The sequence below is a fragment of the Ampullimonas aquatilis genome (assembly GCF_049675895.1).
Taxonomy (GTDB): Bacteria; Pseudomonadota; Gammaproteobacteria; order Burkholderiales; family Burkholderiaceae_D; genus Ampullimonas; species Ampullimonas aquatilis.
The window spans coordinates 2,111,001-2,127,984 of the sequence record NZ_CP183834.1 but is presented as its reverse complement, the minus strand read 5'-3'; the positions used below and the strand labels follow the sequence as shown (position 1 = coordinate 2,127,984).

The following is a 16,984-nucleotide window of genomic DNA, read 5'->3' as shown; positions in this document are numbered from 1 at the left end:
TGACTCAGAGGGACGTGCTGATCGGATAGCACAAGGTATTGATGATCAGCAACAGTAGCCAGAAGCCGATTTCGAGCGTCTCTGTGATTGGTTGAATCTTTTTGATGGCGCCATAAATATGGAGCAACAGCATGCCACCAAATACGCCAAATAAAACCTGAAAGGTGGTAGTGGCTGCTTCAGCAAAAAAGCTGGCGCGCCACATCAACCATTCCACAATCAAGATGAAAACGCCCAGACAACGGCCAAAGTACAGCGCAAGATGGGTGTCTTCGGGAATTTGCCATTGCATCAATTTTGCCCAGTGCAAAGGTGCCAAGACGATGGGCAAGGCAAAGAAGAGGGTGGTCGATATCATGAATATCTTCAAATAAATTGTCTAATACTGGCTGGCCATTCCGAGCATGGTGTCTCCTGACTGAGTTGTTGTTGGACACATAACGATAGTTTGGCAAGCCAGCGTCAGCCACCGGCAAATGCCTGTCCATGAATGGGCGAAATGCCTGCGGAGTTCGTGAACCACTACGCCAACTTTATGCAGATCAACCAGCCATTGCGCAGTGCCGATAAACGCAGTGCCTGTAAAATCAGGCATCATCCTCATCAATACTGTGCATGTCTGATTCATCCACGCAAGCCTTACCCAAAATTCATCAAGTCTGGTCGGTGCTGCCAACCAATCGGCGTGAGGCTTCCTGGTGGCGTGGACTGGGTTTGTTTTTGCTCAATGCGGGCTTGTGGTGTGCCCTGTTTACCTTGGCGTTGCAGGCTGAGTCTTTCTGGTTCAAAGCCTTGTGGGCGACGCTCACCGGCACAGTGACAGGCATGCTGTTTTTGATTGGGCATGATGCCTCGCATGACTCGCTCACGCCGCATGCTGGCGTCAATCAGATGCTGGCGACACTGGCATTCTTGCCTTCCTTGCATTCACGCACTAACTGGGACATAGGTCATAACCGTTTGCACCATAGCTGGACCAATTTGCGTCCTTACGATGATGGTTATCCGCCACTGAGCTGGGCAGAGTGGCAAGCCATGTCACGGCCTCGTCAGTGGTTGCAGCGATTCTTTTATACCTTGCCCGGCATTGGCTTTTATTACATGACGACTGTCTGGTGGCGTTATCTGATGCGGATTCATCCCGAACGTCGCCAGTACATGAAATCGGTCTGGCCTTATTACCTCGACATGGTGTGTATGATGGTGTTTGTCTTGCTGCAGATTGGCCTGATTGCCCGTTATGGTCAGTGGCAAGGGCAGGGCAGCGGCTGGGCATTGGCTGAATATGGTTTGCTGATGGTGTGGGCATTCATTGTGTGGAACTGGAATATGGCTTTTGTGACGATCATGAATCACACCCATCCCAAAATCCGCTGGTTTGATGATCGTCATGAATGGTCATTTTTTGAAGCACAGGTACGAGGCACCACCCATATCAAGATCATCTGGCCAATTGGTCCCCTGTTTCAGAATATCTTTGTGCATGCAGCGCACCATGTGGATAAACATATACCGCTTTATCGCCTGACCGAATCGCAGCAGTGCCTGCAGGCCGCTTATCCCGGCCAGATGATTGTCGAGCAGGGTGGCCCACTGTACTTGCATCGCATTTTGCAACAGTGCCAGCTTTATGATTATCGCCATCATCGCTGGCTCAGATTTGATGGCAGCCCCAGCACAATGGGTTAATCAAAAGTGGTAAGTGGTACCTATGGTAATCATGGTGGCATTGACCTTTTTGGAAAACTGACCAAAATTATCAACATCCAGATTGGCACTCCAATGCTGATTAATTCGATATTCTGCACCCAGTCCAATACCCAAAGTGGTTTTTCTTGAGCCCGTCACCTGGGTAAATTCGGTCACTTTGGGATTGCTTTCATCAGCATCCAGATGTGCACTCGACAGGGTCAATCGGCCAATCAAGGAAAAATCGTTATAACGCAGCATATGCGCCGTGCCTGAGACAAACAAGGCGTCGCCCTTGGCCTGATAACGACCTGCGGTAAAGTCTTTGCTCATTTTGCCTAAGGAGGCATAACCCGCTTCGACTCCCCAGGTTGGGTCAAACTGATAGCCGATGAATGATTTCCAGGCGGTCTTATTGCTGTCGTCATCATTTTTTTGGGTGAGTCCACCGACCGCTTCAACATGGTAGTTGCTCCTCCCAAAGCCGCCCCCCAGATAAAAACCATGATCATTGGACACCTCGTCAAGGGTTGACAGTGCCAGAGCCTGCTGGCTGAGTCCAGCGATGGCTAAGGTGAGGGCAGTACGTAACCATTGCTGGCGAAGAGATTGAGTCATGATAAGCTCCTTTCGGTTGAAAAATAGAAGAGTTCACATGCTAAAAATCTCAACTTAAGATTGTGTAAAGAGAATCTGAAGGTTTTCTTAAGCTTGCTTGTTTATGCTGACCACACTATGAAACTATGTCTGATTGAAGATGATCTGGAACTGGGCCGAGGCCTGCATGCCGCGTTGCGTGATGCCGGCCATGAAGTGTTGTGGTTGCGCCGCGCCCAGGATGGTGCCGATTGGATGGTGCGTGATGAATTCGATGCGATCCTGCTTGATTTGAGCTTGCCTGATGGTGATGGTATGCACTTGCTGAAAGTGGCGCGCAGCAAGGGGGTAGTCAGTCCGATCCTGTTGATTTCAGCTCGTGAAGGTTTGCAGGATCGCCTCAAGGGTTTGGATTTGGGTGCGGATGATTATCTGGTTAAGCCGTTTGCGACGGCAGAACTATTGGCGCGCTTGAGAGCCGTGGCACGACGTGGGCGAGCACTGGGTGAGACAACGAAATCGGTACTGCAGGTGCGTGATCTATGTGTCAATGAACAGCAGCATCTGGTGCTGAGAGATGGCCAGACCATTCAGTTATCTCCTACCGAATTTACCTTGCTGCATGCCTTGATACGTCGCCCCAACCGGGTACTCACCCGTGGTGAGCTAGAGGCCGCGGCACTGCGTGAAAGCGAAGGGCAGTCATTGGATGTGCATATGTCCAATCTGCGTAAAAAAATTGGTGAAGGCTACATTCGAACTGTGCGGGGTGTGGGCTATGGCATTCACAACTAAGCACTTATTTAAGAATTCACTTAAGCAACGCTCCTTGTTGCGCCGTTTGGTGCTGGGTTGTGTTGGCTTGCTGAGCCTGATCTGGCTGGCTTTGTTTGGGCTGGAATTTTATTCTTCTTATACCAATGGCGAGGAGGTACTGGAAACCCAATTCAAGACCTTGTCACGGCAATTACTGATTGTGCTGGAACCGTTGGCAGATCAGCCGGAACTGATCAATCAGGTCGTCAGCAAACTGGAAGCATTGGAAGAAGACCTGATGGGCGGCAATAAAGAAGAAAAACGCTTTCGCATGCAGGTCTGGCAGCACGGCAAAGTATTGTATTCAGTGGCTGACTTGCCAACCGAAGTGCCGATTACCCCATTTGAAAAGGTGGTGCCAATTGCACCGGGTAGTGCGTATTATGGTTATGCGATTGCTGATCCGGCCACAGGTTTGACGGTGCGTTTATCGATGGAAAATCCGGCATATTACTGGATCAATGAGCAAGCCGCCGGCTTTTATTTTTTACCCTTGATGGTTAGCCTGCCTTTCATGATCTGGCCGATCTGGCTGGTATTGCGTCGTGGCTTGCATCCATTAAACCAGATTGGTGAACGGATTGCGACGCGCTCTGCCAATGATCTGTCACCGTTGCCGGTATCTCCCTATAAAGAGCTGGCACCGATTGAACACGCCGTTAATTTGCTGATGGCACGTCTTGCTACCCGCATTGTTCAGGAGCAAAGTTTTTTGGCCGATGCGGCGCATGAATTGAAAACACCGTTGGCGGTGATTCAGGTCAATGCTGAATCATTGCTCACTACCAGTCAACCAGAGCGGCAAGCCGAAGCTGCATTGGGCCTGGAGCAAGGTGTCAAACGTGCTGCGCACACGGTGCATCAATTATTAAACCTGATGCGTACCCAGTCTGACTCACTCACCACACAAGGTTTTGCCGCGATTGATTTGGTGGTGCTGTTAAGACAAAGGATTGCCGATATGGTGCCAATTGCGCAAGCCAGGTTGCAAGAGTTAACGCTGGATTCACCTGTGACTTGTGTCATTCTGGGCAATCATCTGGCGCTGTGCATGTTGATTGATAACCTGCTCGATAATGCCATCAAATATGCGCCGTCGGCCAGTCTGATTGAAACCAGCTTGTCGGTGACTGACGAAGGTGTGTTACTCAGTGTGACTGATCAAGGTGCCGGAATACCAGCCAGCTTGCGTGATCAGGTATTTGAACGTTTTTACCGTGTGGCAGGACAAGATCAAACCGGCAGTGGGCTGGGTTTGGCCATTGTACAAAAGGTGGCGGCTCAACATGGTGCCAAGGTGGTATTGGATGATAATCCGGCCGGTTCAGGATTGCAGGTCAGGGTGCTGTTTGCTCGACCCGCTGTGTCATCATTGTCTGATGCTTTTTAATGACTCATTTTCATGAATCAATTCAGGGCGCGTAGCTTGCTTTTTTTAACCACACCGCGTTCATCAAACTGAATGATGAGTTCGTTATTATTGTTCATATTCTGAATGGTTTCCAGGGCACTGCCGATGTCTCCCACAATCGGAATCAGGCTAATTGCCGTAGGTACATTGGTTTTGCCCTGATAGACCCAGATGTCTATACCATCCTCCAAAATTTCTTCGTCGGGCGCACCGAGTTGATTGTGAATATCGGTTTTAGTCGTCTTGCCAACCGCGATGCTGTTTTGATGATTGTCGAGTTTGCCACCTAATACCTGATTAGCGCAGCCACTCAAACCAGCTAGCAACAGCAAGGCAATTAAGCGCGCTTGGCCAAATGTGAATCCACCGGTCTTCATGTTTATTTACCCTTGATCTTGTCTGTGACTTCTTGCACCGCTTGTAAAACATCTTCAGGACTATCCTTTTGAATGTAATGACCCGAATCCTGGATCACATTCAACTTGCTCACCCCAGTCAGGCCAACCCATTGCTGACGGGTACGGTTCAGCATGGTTTCAAAATCCCCCTTTTCTTCAGGACGCCGCCGTGCCGATACCAGAACTTTGCCGGGCTGGGTGAGTGGCTTGCTTAAGTCAAGTCGCTCAAGACAGTTTGACTGCTCATCGAACTCGGCTTTGTCAGTGCGACTGAATGCCACAGTGCGCAATACCTTGAGCAGGGTCGCCGCCTGTGGTGCTGCACGCTGCATGTTTTCCCAATGATGCAGGGGTGTCGGGTCGAGCAGCACAAAGCCTGCCACATCCTGTGGATACAGCTTGGCATAGACAAACTCATAGGTGCCGCCCAATGAATGGCCGATCACCAGATACGGTGGTGTAACGCCAGTAGCCTGCAGCATGGCGCGTTGTTCAGCGGCAATCGTACAAGGATCACGCGGTGCATCAGTGGCCGGATGATTGGCATGGCCGGGCCGATCCAGCGCAATCACTTGATGGTACCTGGCCAAGTCATGAATTACCGGATTCCAGGCACTTTTGTCATCGCCCAGACCAGCTTGCAGCACAATGGTCGGGGTGCCTTGTCCTTGCAGTGAATAGTATTTATTGAGAGTGTCTTCTGATGAAGCGGTCGTCGTGTTGGTATTTAAGCTGCTGCAGGCGGCGAGTAGAAAGATCAGACAGCTCGTTGCCAAGCATGGCTTGAACGGGATTGGCAGATGGTTCATGGCAGACCTGTTGATGGAAGTGATTGGCGGTGATTTGAGCGTACGCTGCTGTTTGATGAGCAAGAGATTAAGTTCAACAGGTGTGCGTAATGAATTCAAAAAACTGCATGTCCAGTATTCACAAATTTGTGTATATAGGGTGTGTCGAGCAGGCAGTTTAAACAGAGTACTTTAAGATTGGCTTAAGAAGGCTACAATCGCCCATTCTGTCCGTTGCGCTGATGTCAAGGTGGCACGGCAGAACTTGATCAACCCCCTTCAGAGGTGTCGTGCCAACATGTTTGCCTATATCCTGAAACGCATCTTGCTGATGATTCCCACGCTGCTGGGTGCTTTGCTATTGGCTTTTACGGTCATTCAGTTTGTGCCGGGTGGTCCGGTCGAGCAGATGGTGCAGGAGCTCAAGGGACGCGGGCAGGGTGGTGAGTCGGCGGGGAGCGCGGTCGCTGAATATCGTGGCAGGCAGGGATTGAGTGCACAGCGGATTGAAGAGATCAAGGCTTTGTATGGCTTTGATAAACCGGCGAGCGAGCGCTTTTGGCTGATGCTCAAAAACTTTGCCCACTTTGATCTGGGTCAGAGTTTTTTCTATCACCAGGATGTCTGGACGCTGGTTAAGTCCAAATTGCCGGTGTCGATGAGTTTGGGTTTGTGGTCGTTTTTTCTGTCGTATCTGATCTCCATTCCACTGGGTGTGGCCAAGGCGGTGCGCGCCGGATCGCGCTTTGATTCGCTGACGACCTTGCTGGTCATGTTTGGTTATGCGATCCCAGGTTTTGTGCTGGGTGTGGCGCTACTGGTGTTGTTTGCTGGCGGTACTTTCTGGCAATGGTTTCCCTTGCGCAATCTGACTTCGGATAACTGGGAGTCGTTATCCCTGGGTGGCAAGGTGCTGGACTATCTTTGGCATATCACCTTGCCGGTAACGGCGTCGGTGGTCGGCAGTTTTGCGGTAATGACCATGCTCACCAAAAACACTTTTCTGGAAGAAATCCGCAAACAATATGTGCTGACTGCGCGTGCCAAGGGCTTGTCGGAACGGGCGGTGCTCTACAAGCATGTGTTTCGCAACGCCCTGATTCCTTTGGTGACAGGTTTTCCGGCAGCGTTCATTGGGGCTTTTTTTGCGGGTAGTCTGTTGATTGAAACTTTATTTTCACTGGATGGCCTGGGCCTGCTGTCTTACGAGGCGGCCATCAAACGCGACTATCCGGTGGTGATGGGCACGCTCTATCTGTTTACCCTGATTGGGCTGGCGATCAAGCTGGTGTCGGATCTGCTCTATGTGTGGGTGGACCCTCGCGTCAAGTTTGGGAGCGTGAATTGATATGCCTGCTGATATGCCAACCGATGCTATTTTGTCTTCTGCCATGACTGCTACTCCAACTCACGTTGTTGCACTACGCAAACCCTATCAGCGCGCCTGGAACCGCTTCAGGCAAAACCGCTTGGGCTATTGGAGCCTGTTCATTTTCTTATGTCTGTTTGTGCTGTCCTTGCTGGCCGAACTGGTGTCCAATGACAAACCGATTGTGGCGCACTATGACGGCCAGACTTATTTTCCCATTGTGCAGACCTATCCTGAAACCACCTTTGGCGGCGACTTTGAAACGCCAACAGATTTTTTGGACCCGTTCATTGTTGAGCAGTTTGCCAGGCCGGGTAACTGGGTGCTGTTTCCGATCAATCGCTATGCGGCCAACACGCTCAACTATTTTGCCAAGTCGCCCAATCCGGCACCACCGTCCGTGGATAACTGGCTTGGCACCGACGATCGTGGCCGTGATGTTGTCGCGCGTTTGCTGTATGGCTTTCGTATCAGTGTGCTGTTTGGCTTGGCACTCACCATTACTGGTGTCGTGCTGGGGATTGTGAGTGGTGCCATCCAGGGTTATTTTGGTGGGGTGACTGATCTGGCCTTGCAGCGTCTGATTGAAATCTGGACTGCCTTGCCAGAGCTGTATCTGCTGATCATCTTTGCTTCAATTTTTCAACCGAGTGCCTTGCTCTTGCTGATATTGCTATCGCTGTTTGGCTGGATTGGCTTGTCTGATTATGTGCGTGCCGAATTTCTGCGCAATCGTTCGCTCGACTATGTCAAGGCGGCGCGCGCACTGGGGCTCAATAATTGGCAGATCATGTGGCGCCATATTCTGCCCAATAGCATGACGCCGGTGATTACCTTTTTACCGTTTCGCATGAGTGCTTCGATTTTGGCTTTGACCAGCCTCGATTTTTTGGGACTGGGTGTACCGCCTTCCACGCCATCGCTGGGCGAATTGCTTGCGCAAGGTAAAAATAATCTTGATGCCTGGTGGATTGCCTTGTCCACCTTTAGCGTGCTGGTACTGACCTTGCTGCTGCTGACTTTTATTGGTGATGCGCTGCGCGATGCGCTGGATACGCGCAAGGTGGAGAGCCTGGTATGAGTCTGCTGTCCATTGAAAACTTGTCGATTGCATTTGGCAAAAAAACGGTGGTTGATGAGGTGAGTTTTTACATCGAACCCGGTGAAAAATTTGCGCTGGTGGGGGAGTCTGGTTCGGGCAAGTCGGTCACGGCGCTGTCGGTTTTACGCTTGTTGCAAGATGCGCAATATCAAGGTCGGATCGTCTACGCCGGTAATGATTTATTGACGCAGAGCGAGCGCACCATGCGCAGCTTGCGCGGCAAAGAAATTGCCATGATCTTTCAGGAGCCGATGACTGCGCTCAACCCATTATTCAGCATTGGTAATCAGATTGTTGAGAGTCTGGAGCTGCATGGAGGGCTGAGTAAAAAAGCGGCGTTTGATGAAGCCGTAGCTTTGCTAAAAAAAACCGGTATTCCGCAACCAGAGCAAAAGTTTTTCAGTTTTCCCCATCAGTTATCGGGTGGCCAACGACAACGGGCAATGATTGCCCTGGCACTGGCTTGCAAACCCAAACTATTGCTGGCAGATGAGCCAACCACCGCGCTGGATGTGACCATTCGTGGCCAGATTTTGCAACTCCTGGCCGACTTGCAGGCTGAGTATGGTTTGGCGATTCTCCTGATTACGCATGATTTGCCACTGGTGCGCCACTTTGCCGACCGGGTGGGGGTGATGGAAAAAGGCCAGCTGGTCGAGTGTGCTGATACCGCCAGCTTGTTCAATAATCCGCAAGCGCCGTACACCAAAAAACTGCTCAATAGTGTGCCGCATCGCATGGTCCAAAATAGTGCCGAAGCCAATCTTGAAATTTTAAAGGTCAATGATCTGTCGGTATGCTTTAATGTACCCAAAGAGGGCTTTGCTGGCTGGTTCAGACACGATGTCTTTATGGCGGTGAACCAGGTTTCCTTGGGTTTGGCGGCCGGTCAAACCTTGGGCATTGTGGGTGAGTCGGGCTCTGGCAAAACCACCCTGGCCATGGCGATTTTGGCATTGCTGGATTCGCAGGGGCGTATTGAGCTCAATGGTCAGCTGGTGCAGGACAATGGCGCTGGTGTGACGCCAGCGGTGCGGATGGACAAGACCACCTTACGCCAGTTACGCAAACGCGTGCAAGTGGTTTTTCAAGATCCATTCTCTTCACTCTCACCACGCATGACGGTGGGACAGATTGTGGGTGAAGGTTTAACGGTTCATGAGTCGCAACTGTCCAGTCAGGAGCGCGAGCAGGCAGTGCTCAAAGTACTGGCCGAAGTGGGGCTGGGGCAGACGGAGTTTGCCGATGTCCTGTCACGTTATCCGCATGAGTTTTCCGGTGGACAACGCCAGCGGATTGCGATTGCCAGGGCGCTGATTCTCAAGCCCGCCCTGATTGTGCTCGACGAGCCGACCAGTGCACTCGATGTGTCCATCCAGCAGCAGGTGCTGGAATTATTGGCGCGTTTGCAGCGTGATCATCAACTCAGTTATCTCTTCATCAGCCATGATCTGGCGGTGATTCGTGCCATGGCGCATCGCGTGATTGTGATGAAGGATGGGCGCATTGTGGAACAGGGCGAGACCGAGACTCTGCTCAATGCCCCGCAAGCCGATTACACCAAAAAATTGATGGCCTCGGTCATGCCAATGCTGGGTTAGCTGGATCACCTTGACGTCAGGTTATGGCCTAAGCATCGTAGCCGACTATCGCAATCCAAACACCGCAATCCAAACCGATTCATTGACGATTGTGCCGGCAGATTATTGGTCATCTTCCAACGTGCATGCAGTCGCTGCATGATTTGCCTGTCACCGCATTTTTTGACATATCGCACAACCGATTTCCAGCCTGCCTAACCAAGTTCCAAAGTCTTGGTTATTCCTTGAAATGAAGGAGTATATTCAATTATTGGCTTATTTAGTGTGTATATATTGATTCATTTTTTATACACTCTATCAGTATATTTGTATTGAATATCTCATCTGCTTTGCATCAAACCGTTAGCCAATAGCTAGGCTGTCGGCCGTTCTGATCCAGAACCCCTTGACTCATATCAATGATGCCAGCACTCAGGGGCGTAGCATGGATGTGACTTGAGGAGATGTGCATGACTGATCTTGATATGACCACCCGCAACGAATGCAGAGCCCGTTTGCAGCAACAGCGGCAGGCCTTGCTCAAACGAATTGACACACAATTGCATGCCGATGGTGAAGAAGGTCCGGCAATTTTTGCCATGAGCAATCACATGAGTGACACCGATGATTGGGTGAAGGCCGATCAAATGGTTGCGGCTGATCTGGCTGTGCTGGATCATGACAGCCTGACCTTGCGTCAGGTTGAAGCCGCCTTGTCGCGCCTCAATCAGGGTGACTACGGTCTTTGCCAGGATTGTGGTGAAGCCATCAAGAAAGAGCGACTGCTGGCCAATCCATCGGCAGTGCGTTGCACGCATTGTCAAACCAGTTTTGAAAAACACCACGACCTTCGTCCTGGCGCAACTTTATAGGAGTTTTGAATGTCTTTTAATCATGTTGTTATCTGGCTTGATCATCAAGAAGCGCATGTGATCCACTTCAACCATGAAGCAGCTGAAGCCGAGCATCTGCGTGCTCATTCAACCCATCGCAAGCAACATCACAAGGCGGGTTCAGTCGGTAGTGGTCATGCTGAAATGGATGTCGCATTGATGGACGATATTGCCGATGCGGTGGCCGATTCCACAGAAATTCTGGTGACCGGCCCAGGCAGTGCCAAACTGCATCTGATGCGTCACTTCATTGAAAAGCGTGCTGCCATTGGCAAAAAAGTCGTGGGTGTGGAAACCACCGATCATCCTAATGATGCACAGTTGCTGGCCTATGCGCGAACCTATTTTGTGAAAGTGGATCGTATGCTGGGTGATAGCATCCTCGCGTAAACAAGTTTCACGTACCTTATACAAGGTGCATGAAGGGTGGTGGAGATAGGAGGCCGATGCTTGGCTTCACCAGCAGCATGCTATAGCCATGCTGGACTTGGTTAAGTTGGCTCACCAAAACGATCAAAATAGTGAGCTGTCTTGCCAATAAGTTGCAAGACAGTCAGGTAGAACATCCCGGTGGGTGTTCTACCTGAATCTATCAACAAGGTCACTTACCATGGCCGTGTTGAACCCAGCTTATTTAAGCAGCGATTGCTTCAGTAATCAACCACTCAGTTTGCAGCAACGCCCACAGCGGTAGCAGGCAAGCCAGTCAATACGGGTTGCGCCAGCAGATTGCCCTCATGATCAATATTGAATGATGCAATGGATTGATTGCGGGCGCTCAAAACATACAAGTGAGAACCATCGAGTGATATGGCTTCATCGATAGGTGCCGAGCCGGTACCCGTTTGGCCTGCACGTGCATTGATCAATTCAATCTGACCATTATGAGCAATCCGATAGCTACTGACGGACGCGCTGCCAGCATTGGCAATATAGGCATATCGGCCGTTGGGTGTAATTGCTACCCAGCATGCGGCAGATTGCGTATCGGGTACCGCTGCGCTGGCGACGATCGGTTGGCTGGAAGCCTTATCGTTAAAGCGATAAGAAGACACGGTACTCGCGCCAGTCGCACCACCAGCAGCTTCACTGACAATCAGTTTATTGCGACGGTTAAAGGCAAAGCCAAATGGGGTTTGTCCGGCTGACGGCGTGATGAGTGGCGAACCAATGCGACCATTATCGGCAACACGATAGCTGGTCAGCTTATTAGTGGCTTTTTCTGTCACAATCAGGGTATCACCATCGCTGCTAAAACCTACCTGAGCAGGGCCAGCACCGCTGGCAACCGACAAACCACGGCTGCTGCCTTCGATTGGCTTGAGTTCACCACGCTGGTTTTTGAAGCCGGCCACATTACCTGCGCCACCATCATTCAGTACATATACGATCTCATCGTATTCAGTCACGCTGATGGGATGCAGACCACCTGATGGTACGACCGAAGTCAGTTGCAGACTATGTTCGTGGATTCTGAATGTCGAAATGGTATTGCTTTGGGCATTGACGACAAACACATAGCGGCCATCACTACTCAAACTCACTGCACCTTGTGAACCCAGGCCGGCATTGCTGCCCAGACCACCGGTAGAGACGCGGGTGCTCAGTGTCAATAAGCCATCCTGGTTGCGAGAGTAGGCCAATAGCTCATTACCGCTACTGGCGTTGCTACTGGTAAAGACCATGCCGGAACGATAGCCATCGTTGTCATAGGTATGTGCCCAGGTGGAGGTTGACATGCCAGCACCAAGTGCCAGCGCAATCGTCAGTGATAAAACATGGCGTCTGTTGCGTGAAGGATAAGACATAAATAATTTCCTCTGAATGAGCTGCTTGAAATAGTTTCAAACGGCAAGACCTTAAATAGACAATCGGTAGTGAAGATCAATCACTTGATCAGACAAGTTCATAATATCAAGCTGATGTATCCCCGCTCGATTTGTCGAACGAACGTTCGATTCATTACAGGTTTTAAAAAATATTTAATGATTAAAAAGGATCGCAATGGCGGTACTTACTTGATCGCTATGTAGAGGGATTTAACTGCGGTACCACGCAAATGGCTAGTACGCTGATCCTGATGAGAAAGTAGATTGAGATGATGCAATGAGCAGGTTTAGATGCACTTGAATTTCTTCAGGCTAATTGCGCCAGCATGAATTGTACAAAGGCTCTGACCTTGGCCGATAAATGGCGATTTTGTGGGTAAAGCAGGGAGAAGGTGCGGGTACGACCGCGTAGTTGCGGTAAGACCTCAACCAGTTCACCACGATCAACAAACTGTTGCGCAATGAAGTGATAAATCTGTACCAGTCCGCCACCAGCACGAGCGTAATTCAGGCAACCCAGTACATCATCCTGAAAACGAATGCGGCTATCAAAATTGAAATCAACGTCGTGACCGCTCGATTGTGTTGAGTGAGCTTTGGAACCCGTTTTGTTATGACACGCAAGCGAGTCGCGCACAATCCATGGCAGACCGCGGCCAGAGCTGGGTAAGACAAACTGAATGCACTCATGTTCACGTAATTGCGCCAATGTTTGGGGTATGCCGTTTTTTTGTAGATAACTGGGTGCCGCGAAAATACCCAGGGTGGCTTCTTCCAGCCTGCGCGCTATCAGTCTTGAATCTTGTGGTGTGCCAACTCGAATCGCCAAATCATAGCCTTGTTCAACAAAGTCGATATTGTGATTGGAGATGTCGACTTCCACCTTGAGCTTGGGATATTGCGCCAGAAAGTCCGGTAGCACCGGCAATACCCGAAAGTGCGCATAAGTGGTCGGGATAGAAATGCGTAACAGGCCAGTCGGCTCAGCCTGATTGCCGGTAATGGCTTGCTCTGCCTGTTCGATTTGTGCGAGTGCTTCACGACATTGTTCGTAATAGGCGCGGCCTTCGGCGGTCAACCTGATTTGTCGGGTACTGCGGCTAAACAGCCGGGCACCCAGCCGCTCTTCCAGTCGGGCGACGGAACGACTCACTGCAGCGACGGTCACACCTAATGCCTTGGCAGCGGCAGTAAATCCTTCGAGTTCTGCCGCTTTGCAAAATAGCTCAATGCTGCCTAACTGTACCGGATCAAAACTGCGCATCATATTTACACCATGTTAAGTATGATTTGTTAAATGATGAGTTTATATCCTTACAGTTAAGGAATAAAGTGTCGACTATTCGATTTGGCAAAACAATTGCTCAATCCAATAAGTGCGTCGTCAGCCGTCAACTGAATGACATGCTTACTTACCAACTATTTTGCCAACTATGCCAATGCATCTCATTGAAAGCGCCACCATGAATCAACAGATTTTGCTCGTTGTTACTTCTCACGCCACTTTGGGTGATACCGGCAAACCCACCGGCATCTGGGCTGAAGAATTGGCCGCTCCTTACAACGCCTTGATCGATGCTGGACATATTGTCGAAATTGCTTCCCCAAAAGGTGGTGCTGTGCCATTTGATCCAGGCAGTCTCAAGCCCAGGGGAGAAAACCCGGCGACGGTGGAACGTTTTCTGGCCGACGAGGAGGCTCGGCAAAAAGCCGCCAATACGCTGACCGTGGCTGATATGGATGCAGCTGATTTTGATGCCATCTTTTTTCCCGGTGGGCATGGCACCATGTGGGATTTGCCATTTGATGAGGGTGTCACTCAGCTCGTGGCAGATGCCTATCTGGCGGATCGAATCATCGCTTCGGTATGTCATGGCGCAGCAGGTTTGGTCAGCGCCAAACGACCCGACGGTCAGTCCATCCTGCAGGGCAAACACGTCAATTCGTTTACCGACGCCGAAGAAGCCGCGGTTGGTTTGACTAATGTTGTACCGTTTACCCTGGAAAGCCGGATCCGCGAACTGGGTGGCATTTATGAATGTGCGGCCAACTGGCAACCTTTTGCGGTGCGCGATGGCAAGCTGATTACCGGACAAAACCCGCAATCGTCGGAATTGGTTGCGCAGCGGGTGATTGAGGCGCTGGCTGAGTGAGAATGGCGGGAGCCTGAACCAGTTAAACGTCGTAGGGCAATTTGCGCAGTGAGATTTGCTCATTCAGATTTGCAAACTCAGATTGCTTCAGGCAAAAAAAAACCGCTCCGTAGGGAGCGGTTTAAATCTATCCATAAGGAGGAGGATAGAGGAGACAGAACGAATCATATTCCTCAGCAAGATCTTATGCTAATTTATAGTAGTGATTATTGATATTCATTAAACTAATAACTTGCGCTAAGGAGCCCGTAAATACTTGCTTTCTCTCTTTTTTTTCGCCTCAAAATGCTTGGCAAATAAACGTTTATTTGGGTTTTCGACTCTCCGGTGTCGCGGTTTCATAAGCCGGCTGGTTGCGTGAATCAGTATCCTGCTGACCTTTTTGCAAGTCATCAAGTGCTTGTTTGATTGGGGCCCGACTTTTCCCTGAATCATCTTTTTTGATGATTTTTTGGTCTGAGCTTGAGATGCCATCATTACTACGGTTATGAGTGGTATCGGAGGCGTGATGGGCATTTTTAATGGCGAGTTCGACAATTTTGCTTGGCATGATGGACTCCAATTTGTTTGGCTTGCTGTAAAACCAGATTAACCCTTATTTTTGCCAAAACGTGTAGGCCGTAACGCCCTGATTCTGTCAGTCAGGTAGGGTAAGAATGACAGCAATCAACTGATTTGTCTGTTTATACCTGGCGCATGCAACTGTTGGGCAGTTTCAGCCTCCAAGCTATATGGCAATCAAGCCAGAGGAGGTGTCACCATGTCCCAATCAGATGATTCAAATTTGAAATCCAAAACCAGATCTGACGCAACAGTACCGATGACTTATCAGGATGCTTTGGATGAAGCACTTGAGGAAACTTTTCCTGCGAGCGATCCAATTGCATCCAGTCCAGCAAGTCGGCATGAAAGACAGATCGCCACACCCACTAATCCAGTCGACTGGCCAGTCAAGTCGGATCACGCCAGGGGAAATGCCAGATAATGATTTGAGCGCGACACGGCGAGTAAATATCTGCTGACTTCCAGTCAGGCCTGATGGATAACTGGGCATGCGTTGAGCCTGAATGCATGCCCATTAATTTTGCAAAACAGGATGAGCAACAGCAAGATTCGGAGCGAATTTGGCAGTGCAAGCTGGCATACTGATGACATTGCTATTTTCATATCCATTCATGAGTTCGCCCAAATCAATTCCGCTTTGTGACTGCTTGCCGTTGGCGAATCAATCTGCATCGACTGATCAGACCAGTTCTGGTGCCGATGCGCGAGTATTACAGATTGCCCGGCATATTGAAGCGCATGCAGAAGCTGTTTTATCGTTGGCTGAACTGGGTAATTTGGTGGACTTGAGTCCGGCTTATCTGCAACGTCAATTCAAGCGTGTGATGGGGCTGTCACCACGCCAATATCAGGAGGCGTGTCGGCTCCGCGTCATCAAGTCGCAGTTGCGTCATGGTCAATCGGTGACCGATGCTTTGTACGAGGCGGGCATGGGTTCCAGTAGTCGTCTGTATGAAAAAGTTGATCAGCATTTTGGCATGACGCCGAGTCAATATAAGGCTGGTGGTGTCGCGGTGAATATCACCTATGCACTGGCAGACACCCTGTTTGGCCGTTTGCTGATGGCCGCGACTGATCGGGGTTTATGTCTGGTGAGCCTGGGTGACGATGACGCGCAGTTGATTGCAAATTTGAAAAATGAATTTCCCAAGGCCATTATCAATGCAGTTGTTTTTGCTGAGGCCGTGTTGCCCGCACAGCAAACTGTGACGACTGATCAGACAGTGCAGTCAGAGCAGTCAAGTCCGCAGTCCATGCGCTCCAGCCAATTTCAGCTTTGGATGTCCAGTCTGAATGCCTATTTACGGGCGACTCATTCAGCAGCGCTCAGCCAGCATGCTGCCGTCTTGTGTGACGTGCCACTGGATATGCTGGGTACCGCCTTTCAGATGAAGGTCTGGCATTACCTGCGACAGATTCCGCAGGGCAGTGTGCAAAGCTATGCTGCCGTGGCCGAGGCGATTGGTCATCCCAAGGCGGTCAGGGCAGTGGGTACGGCTTGTGGCGCCAATCGCCTGGCCTTGCTGATTCCCTGCCATCGGGTGATTCGTGGTGATGGTGGTCTGGGTGGTTATCGCTGGGGGCTGGCGCGCAAGCAGCACTTGTTGCAATGGGAAGCCAGTCAGAACAGTCGGATGGACTAGTTTGTCTGGCAAAGCGGTCAGCCAATTCGGATGATGGAATGAGTCTTTCATAAAGCGGGTGCATTCCTGTCGTCCATGGAAACAATCAAATTTAAATATATCTTAAAGCCGGCATTCAGGCTGGCTGATGATTTATTGATATGCCGAATTGC

The 16,984-nt window shown here is 50.3% G+C and carries 18 protein-coding genes; 11 read left to right on the top strand and 7 right to left on the bottom strand.

Annotation, left to right across the window (positions count from 1 at the left end; translation table 11 throughout):
• Positions 1-4: 4 nt before the first annotated feature.
• Positions 5-358, bottom strand: a complete 354-nt coding sequence (locus ACMYR3_RS09815; RefSeq protein ID WP_424191733.1) for a hypothetical protein — start codon at positions 356-358, stop codon at positions 5-7.
• A gap of 257 nt (positions 359-615) precedes the next feature.
• Here ACMYR3_RS09815 and ACMYR3_RS09810 point away from each other — a divergent pair, with 257 nt between their 5' ends.
• Positions 616-1,689 (top strand): fatty acid desaturase, encoded by a 1,074-nt coding sequence (locus tag ACMYR3_RS09810; RefSeq protein ID WP_424191731.1) that lies wholly within the window; start codon positions 616-618, stop codon positions 1,687-1,689.
• On the opposite strand, the gene ACMYR3_RS09805 is transcribed toward ACMYR3_RS09810, so the two are convergent.
• Positions 1,690-2,307, bottom strand: a complete 618-nt coding sequence (locus tag ACMYR3_RS09805) for a porin family protein (protein WP_424191729.1) — start codon at positions 2,305-2,307, stop codon at positions 1,690-1,692.
• 117 nt (positions 2,308-2,424) lie between these two features.
• Between ACMYR3_RS09805 and ACMYR3_RS09800 the strand changes: the two genes are divergently transcribed.
• Entirely contained in the window at positions 2,425-3,081 is a 657-nt protein-coding gene (locus tag ACMYR3_RS09800) for a response regulator transcription factor (protein WP_424191727.1), read from the top strand.
• The gene (locus ACMYR3_RS09795; protein WP_424191725.1) at positions 3,065-4,492 is read left to right on the top strand and encodes an ATP-binding protein; all 1,428 of its coding nucleotides are present in this window, start codon (positions 3,065-3,067) and stop codon (positions 4,490-4,492) included. Before ACMYR3_RS09800 ends, ACMYR3_RS09795 begins: the two co-directional genes overlap by 17 nt.
• 17 nt (positions 4,493-4,509) lie before the next feature.
• Here the strand turns inward: ACMYR3_RS09795 and ACMYR3_RS09790 are convergent, their stop codons facing one another.
• Together ACMYR3_RS09790 and ACMYR3_RS09785 are read right to left on the bottom strand one after the other, a co-directional pair.
• Positions 4,510-4,890 carry a hypothetical protein gene (locus tag ACMYR3_RS09790; protein WP_424191723.1) on the bottom strand — a complete coding sequence of 127 codons (381 nt, stop codon included), beginning with the start codon at positions 4,888-4,890 and terminating at the stop codon, positions 4,510-4,512.
• A gap of 2 nt (positions 4,891-4,892) precedes the next feature.
• Entirely contained in the window at positions 4,893-5,819 is a 927-nt protein-coding gene (locus ACMYR3_RS09785; RefSeq protein WP_424191721.1) for an alpha/beta fold hydrolase, read from the bottom strand.
• Positions 5,820-5,997: 178 nt separating this feature from the next.
• On the opposite strand from ACMYR3_RS09785, the gene ACMYR3_RS09780 reads away from it, so the two are divergent.
• From ACMYR3_RS09780 to ACMYR3_RS09760, 5 genes are all read left to right on the top strand, one after another.
• Entirely contained in the window at positions 5,998-7,047 is a 1,050-nt protein-coding gene (locus ACMYR3_RS09780; RefSeq protein WP_424191719.1) for a microcin C ABC transporter permease YejB, read from the top strand.
• A gap of 43 nt (positions 7,048-7,090) precedes the next feature.
• Complete coding sequence (locus ACMYR3_RS09775; RefSeq protein WP_424196452.1) at positions 7,091-8,149, top strand: ABC transporter permease; 1,059 nt, start codon at positions 7,091-7,093, stop codon at positions 8,147-8,149.
• Positions 8,146-9,771 carry an ABC transporter ATP-binding protein gene (locus ACMYR3_RS09770; protein ID WP_424191717.1) on the top strand — a complete coding sequence of 542 codons (1,626 nt, stop codon included), beginning with the start codon at positions 8,146-8,148 and terminating at the stop codon, positions 9,769-9,771. Before ACMYR3_RS09775 ends, ACMYR3_RS09770 begins: the two co-directional genes overlap by 4 nt.
• A 449-nt stretch (positions 9,772-10,220) precedes the next feature.
• Positions 10,221-10,622, top strand: a complete 402-nt coding sequence (locus tag ACMYR3_RS09765; RefSeq protein WP_424191715.1) for a TraR/DksA family transcriptional regulator — start codon at positions 10,221-10,223, stop codon at positions 10,620-10,622.
• A 9-nt stretch (positions 10,623-10,631) separates the two neighbouring features.
• Positions 10,632-11,033 carry a translational machinery protein gene (locus ACMYR3_RS09760; RefSeq protein ID WP_424191713.1) on the top strand — a complete coding sequence of 134 codons (402 nt, stop codon included), beginning with the start codon at positions 10,632-10,634 and terminating at the stop codon, positions 11,031-11,033.
• A gap of 275 nt (positions 11,034-11,308) precedes the next feature.
• On the opposite strand, the gene ACMYR3_RS09755 is transcribed toward ACMYR3_RS09760, so the two are convergent.
• Together ACMYR3_RS09755 and ACMYR3_RS09750 are read right to left on the bottom strand one after the other, a co-directional pair.
• Positions 11,309-12,451, bottom strand: a complete 1,143-nt coding sequence (locus ACMYR3_RS09755) for a lactonase family protein (RefSeq protein ID WP_424191711.1) — start codon at positions 12,449-12,451, stop codon at positions 11,309-11,311.
• A gap of 328 nt (positions 12,452-12,779) precedes the next feature.
• Positions 12,780-13,739 carry a LysR family transcriptional regulator gene (locus tag ACMYR3_RS09750; protein WP_424191709.1) on the bottom strand — a complete coding sequence of 320 codons (960 nt, stop codon included), beginning with the start codon at positions 13,737-13,739 and terminating at the stop codon, positions 12,780-12,782.
• 196 nt (positions 13,740-13,935) lie between these two features.
• Between ACMYR3_RS09750 and ACMYR3_RS09745 the strand changes: the two genes are divergently transcribed.
• Positions 13,936-14,625 carry a type 1 glutamine amidotransferase domain-containing protein gene (locus ACMYR3_RS09745; RefSeq protein WP_424191707.1) on the top strand — a complete coding sequence of 230 codons (690 nt, stop codon included), beginning with the start codon at positions 13,936-13,938 and terminating at the stop codon, positions 14,623-14,625.
• A 304-nt stretch (positions 14,626-14,929) separates the two neighbouring features.
• Here the strand turns inward: ACMYR3_RS09745 and ACMYR3_RS09740 are convergent, their stop codons facing one another.
• Positions 14,930-15,175, bottom strand: a complete 246-nt coding sequence (locus ACMYR3_RS09740) for a hypothetical protein (RefSeq protein WP_424191705.1) — start codon at positions 15,173-15,175, stop codon at positions 14,930-14,932.
• Between the two features lie 210 nt (positions 15,176-15,385).
• On the opposite strand from ACMYR3_RS09740, the gene ACMYR3_RS09735 reads away from it, so the two are divergent.
• Positions 15,386-15,610, top strand: coding sequence for a hypothetical protein (locus ACMYR3_RS09735; RefSeq protein WP_424191702.1), 225 nt, complete (start codon positions 15,386-15,388; stop codon positions 15,608-15,610).
• Positions 15,611-15,800: 190 nt separating this feature from the next.
• Positions 15,801-16,832 (top strand): bifunctional transcriptional activator/DNA repair enzyme AdaA, encoded by a 1,032-nt coding sequence (locus ACMYR3_RS09730; protein WP_424191700.1) that lies wholly within the window; start codon positions 15,801-15,803, stop codon positions 16,830-16,832.
• The last annotated feature ends 152 nt before the right edge of the window (positions 16,833-16,984 follow it).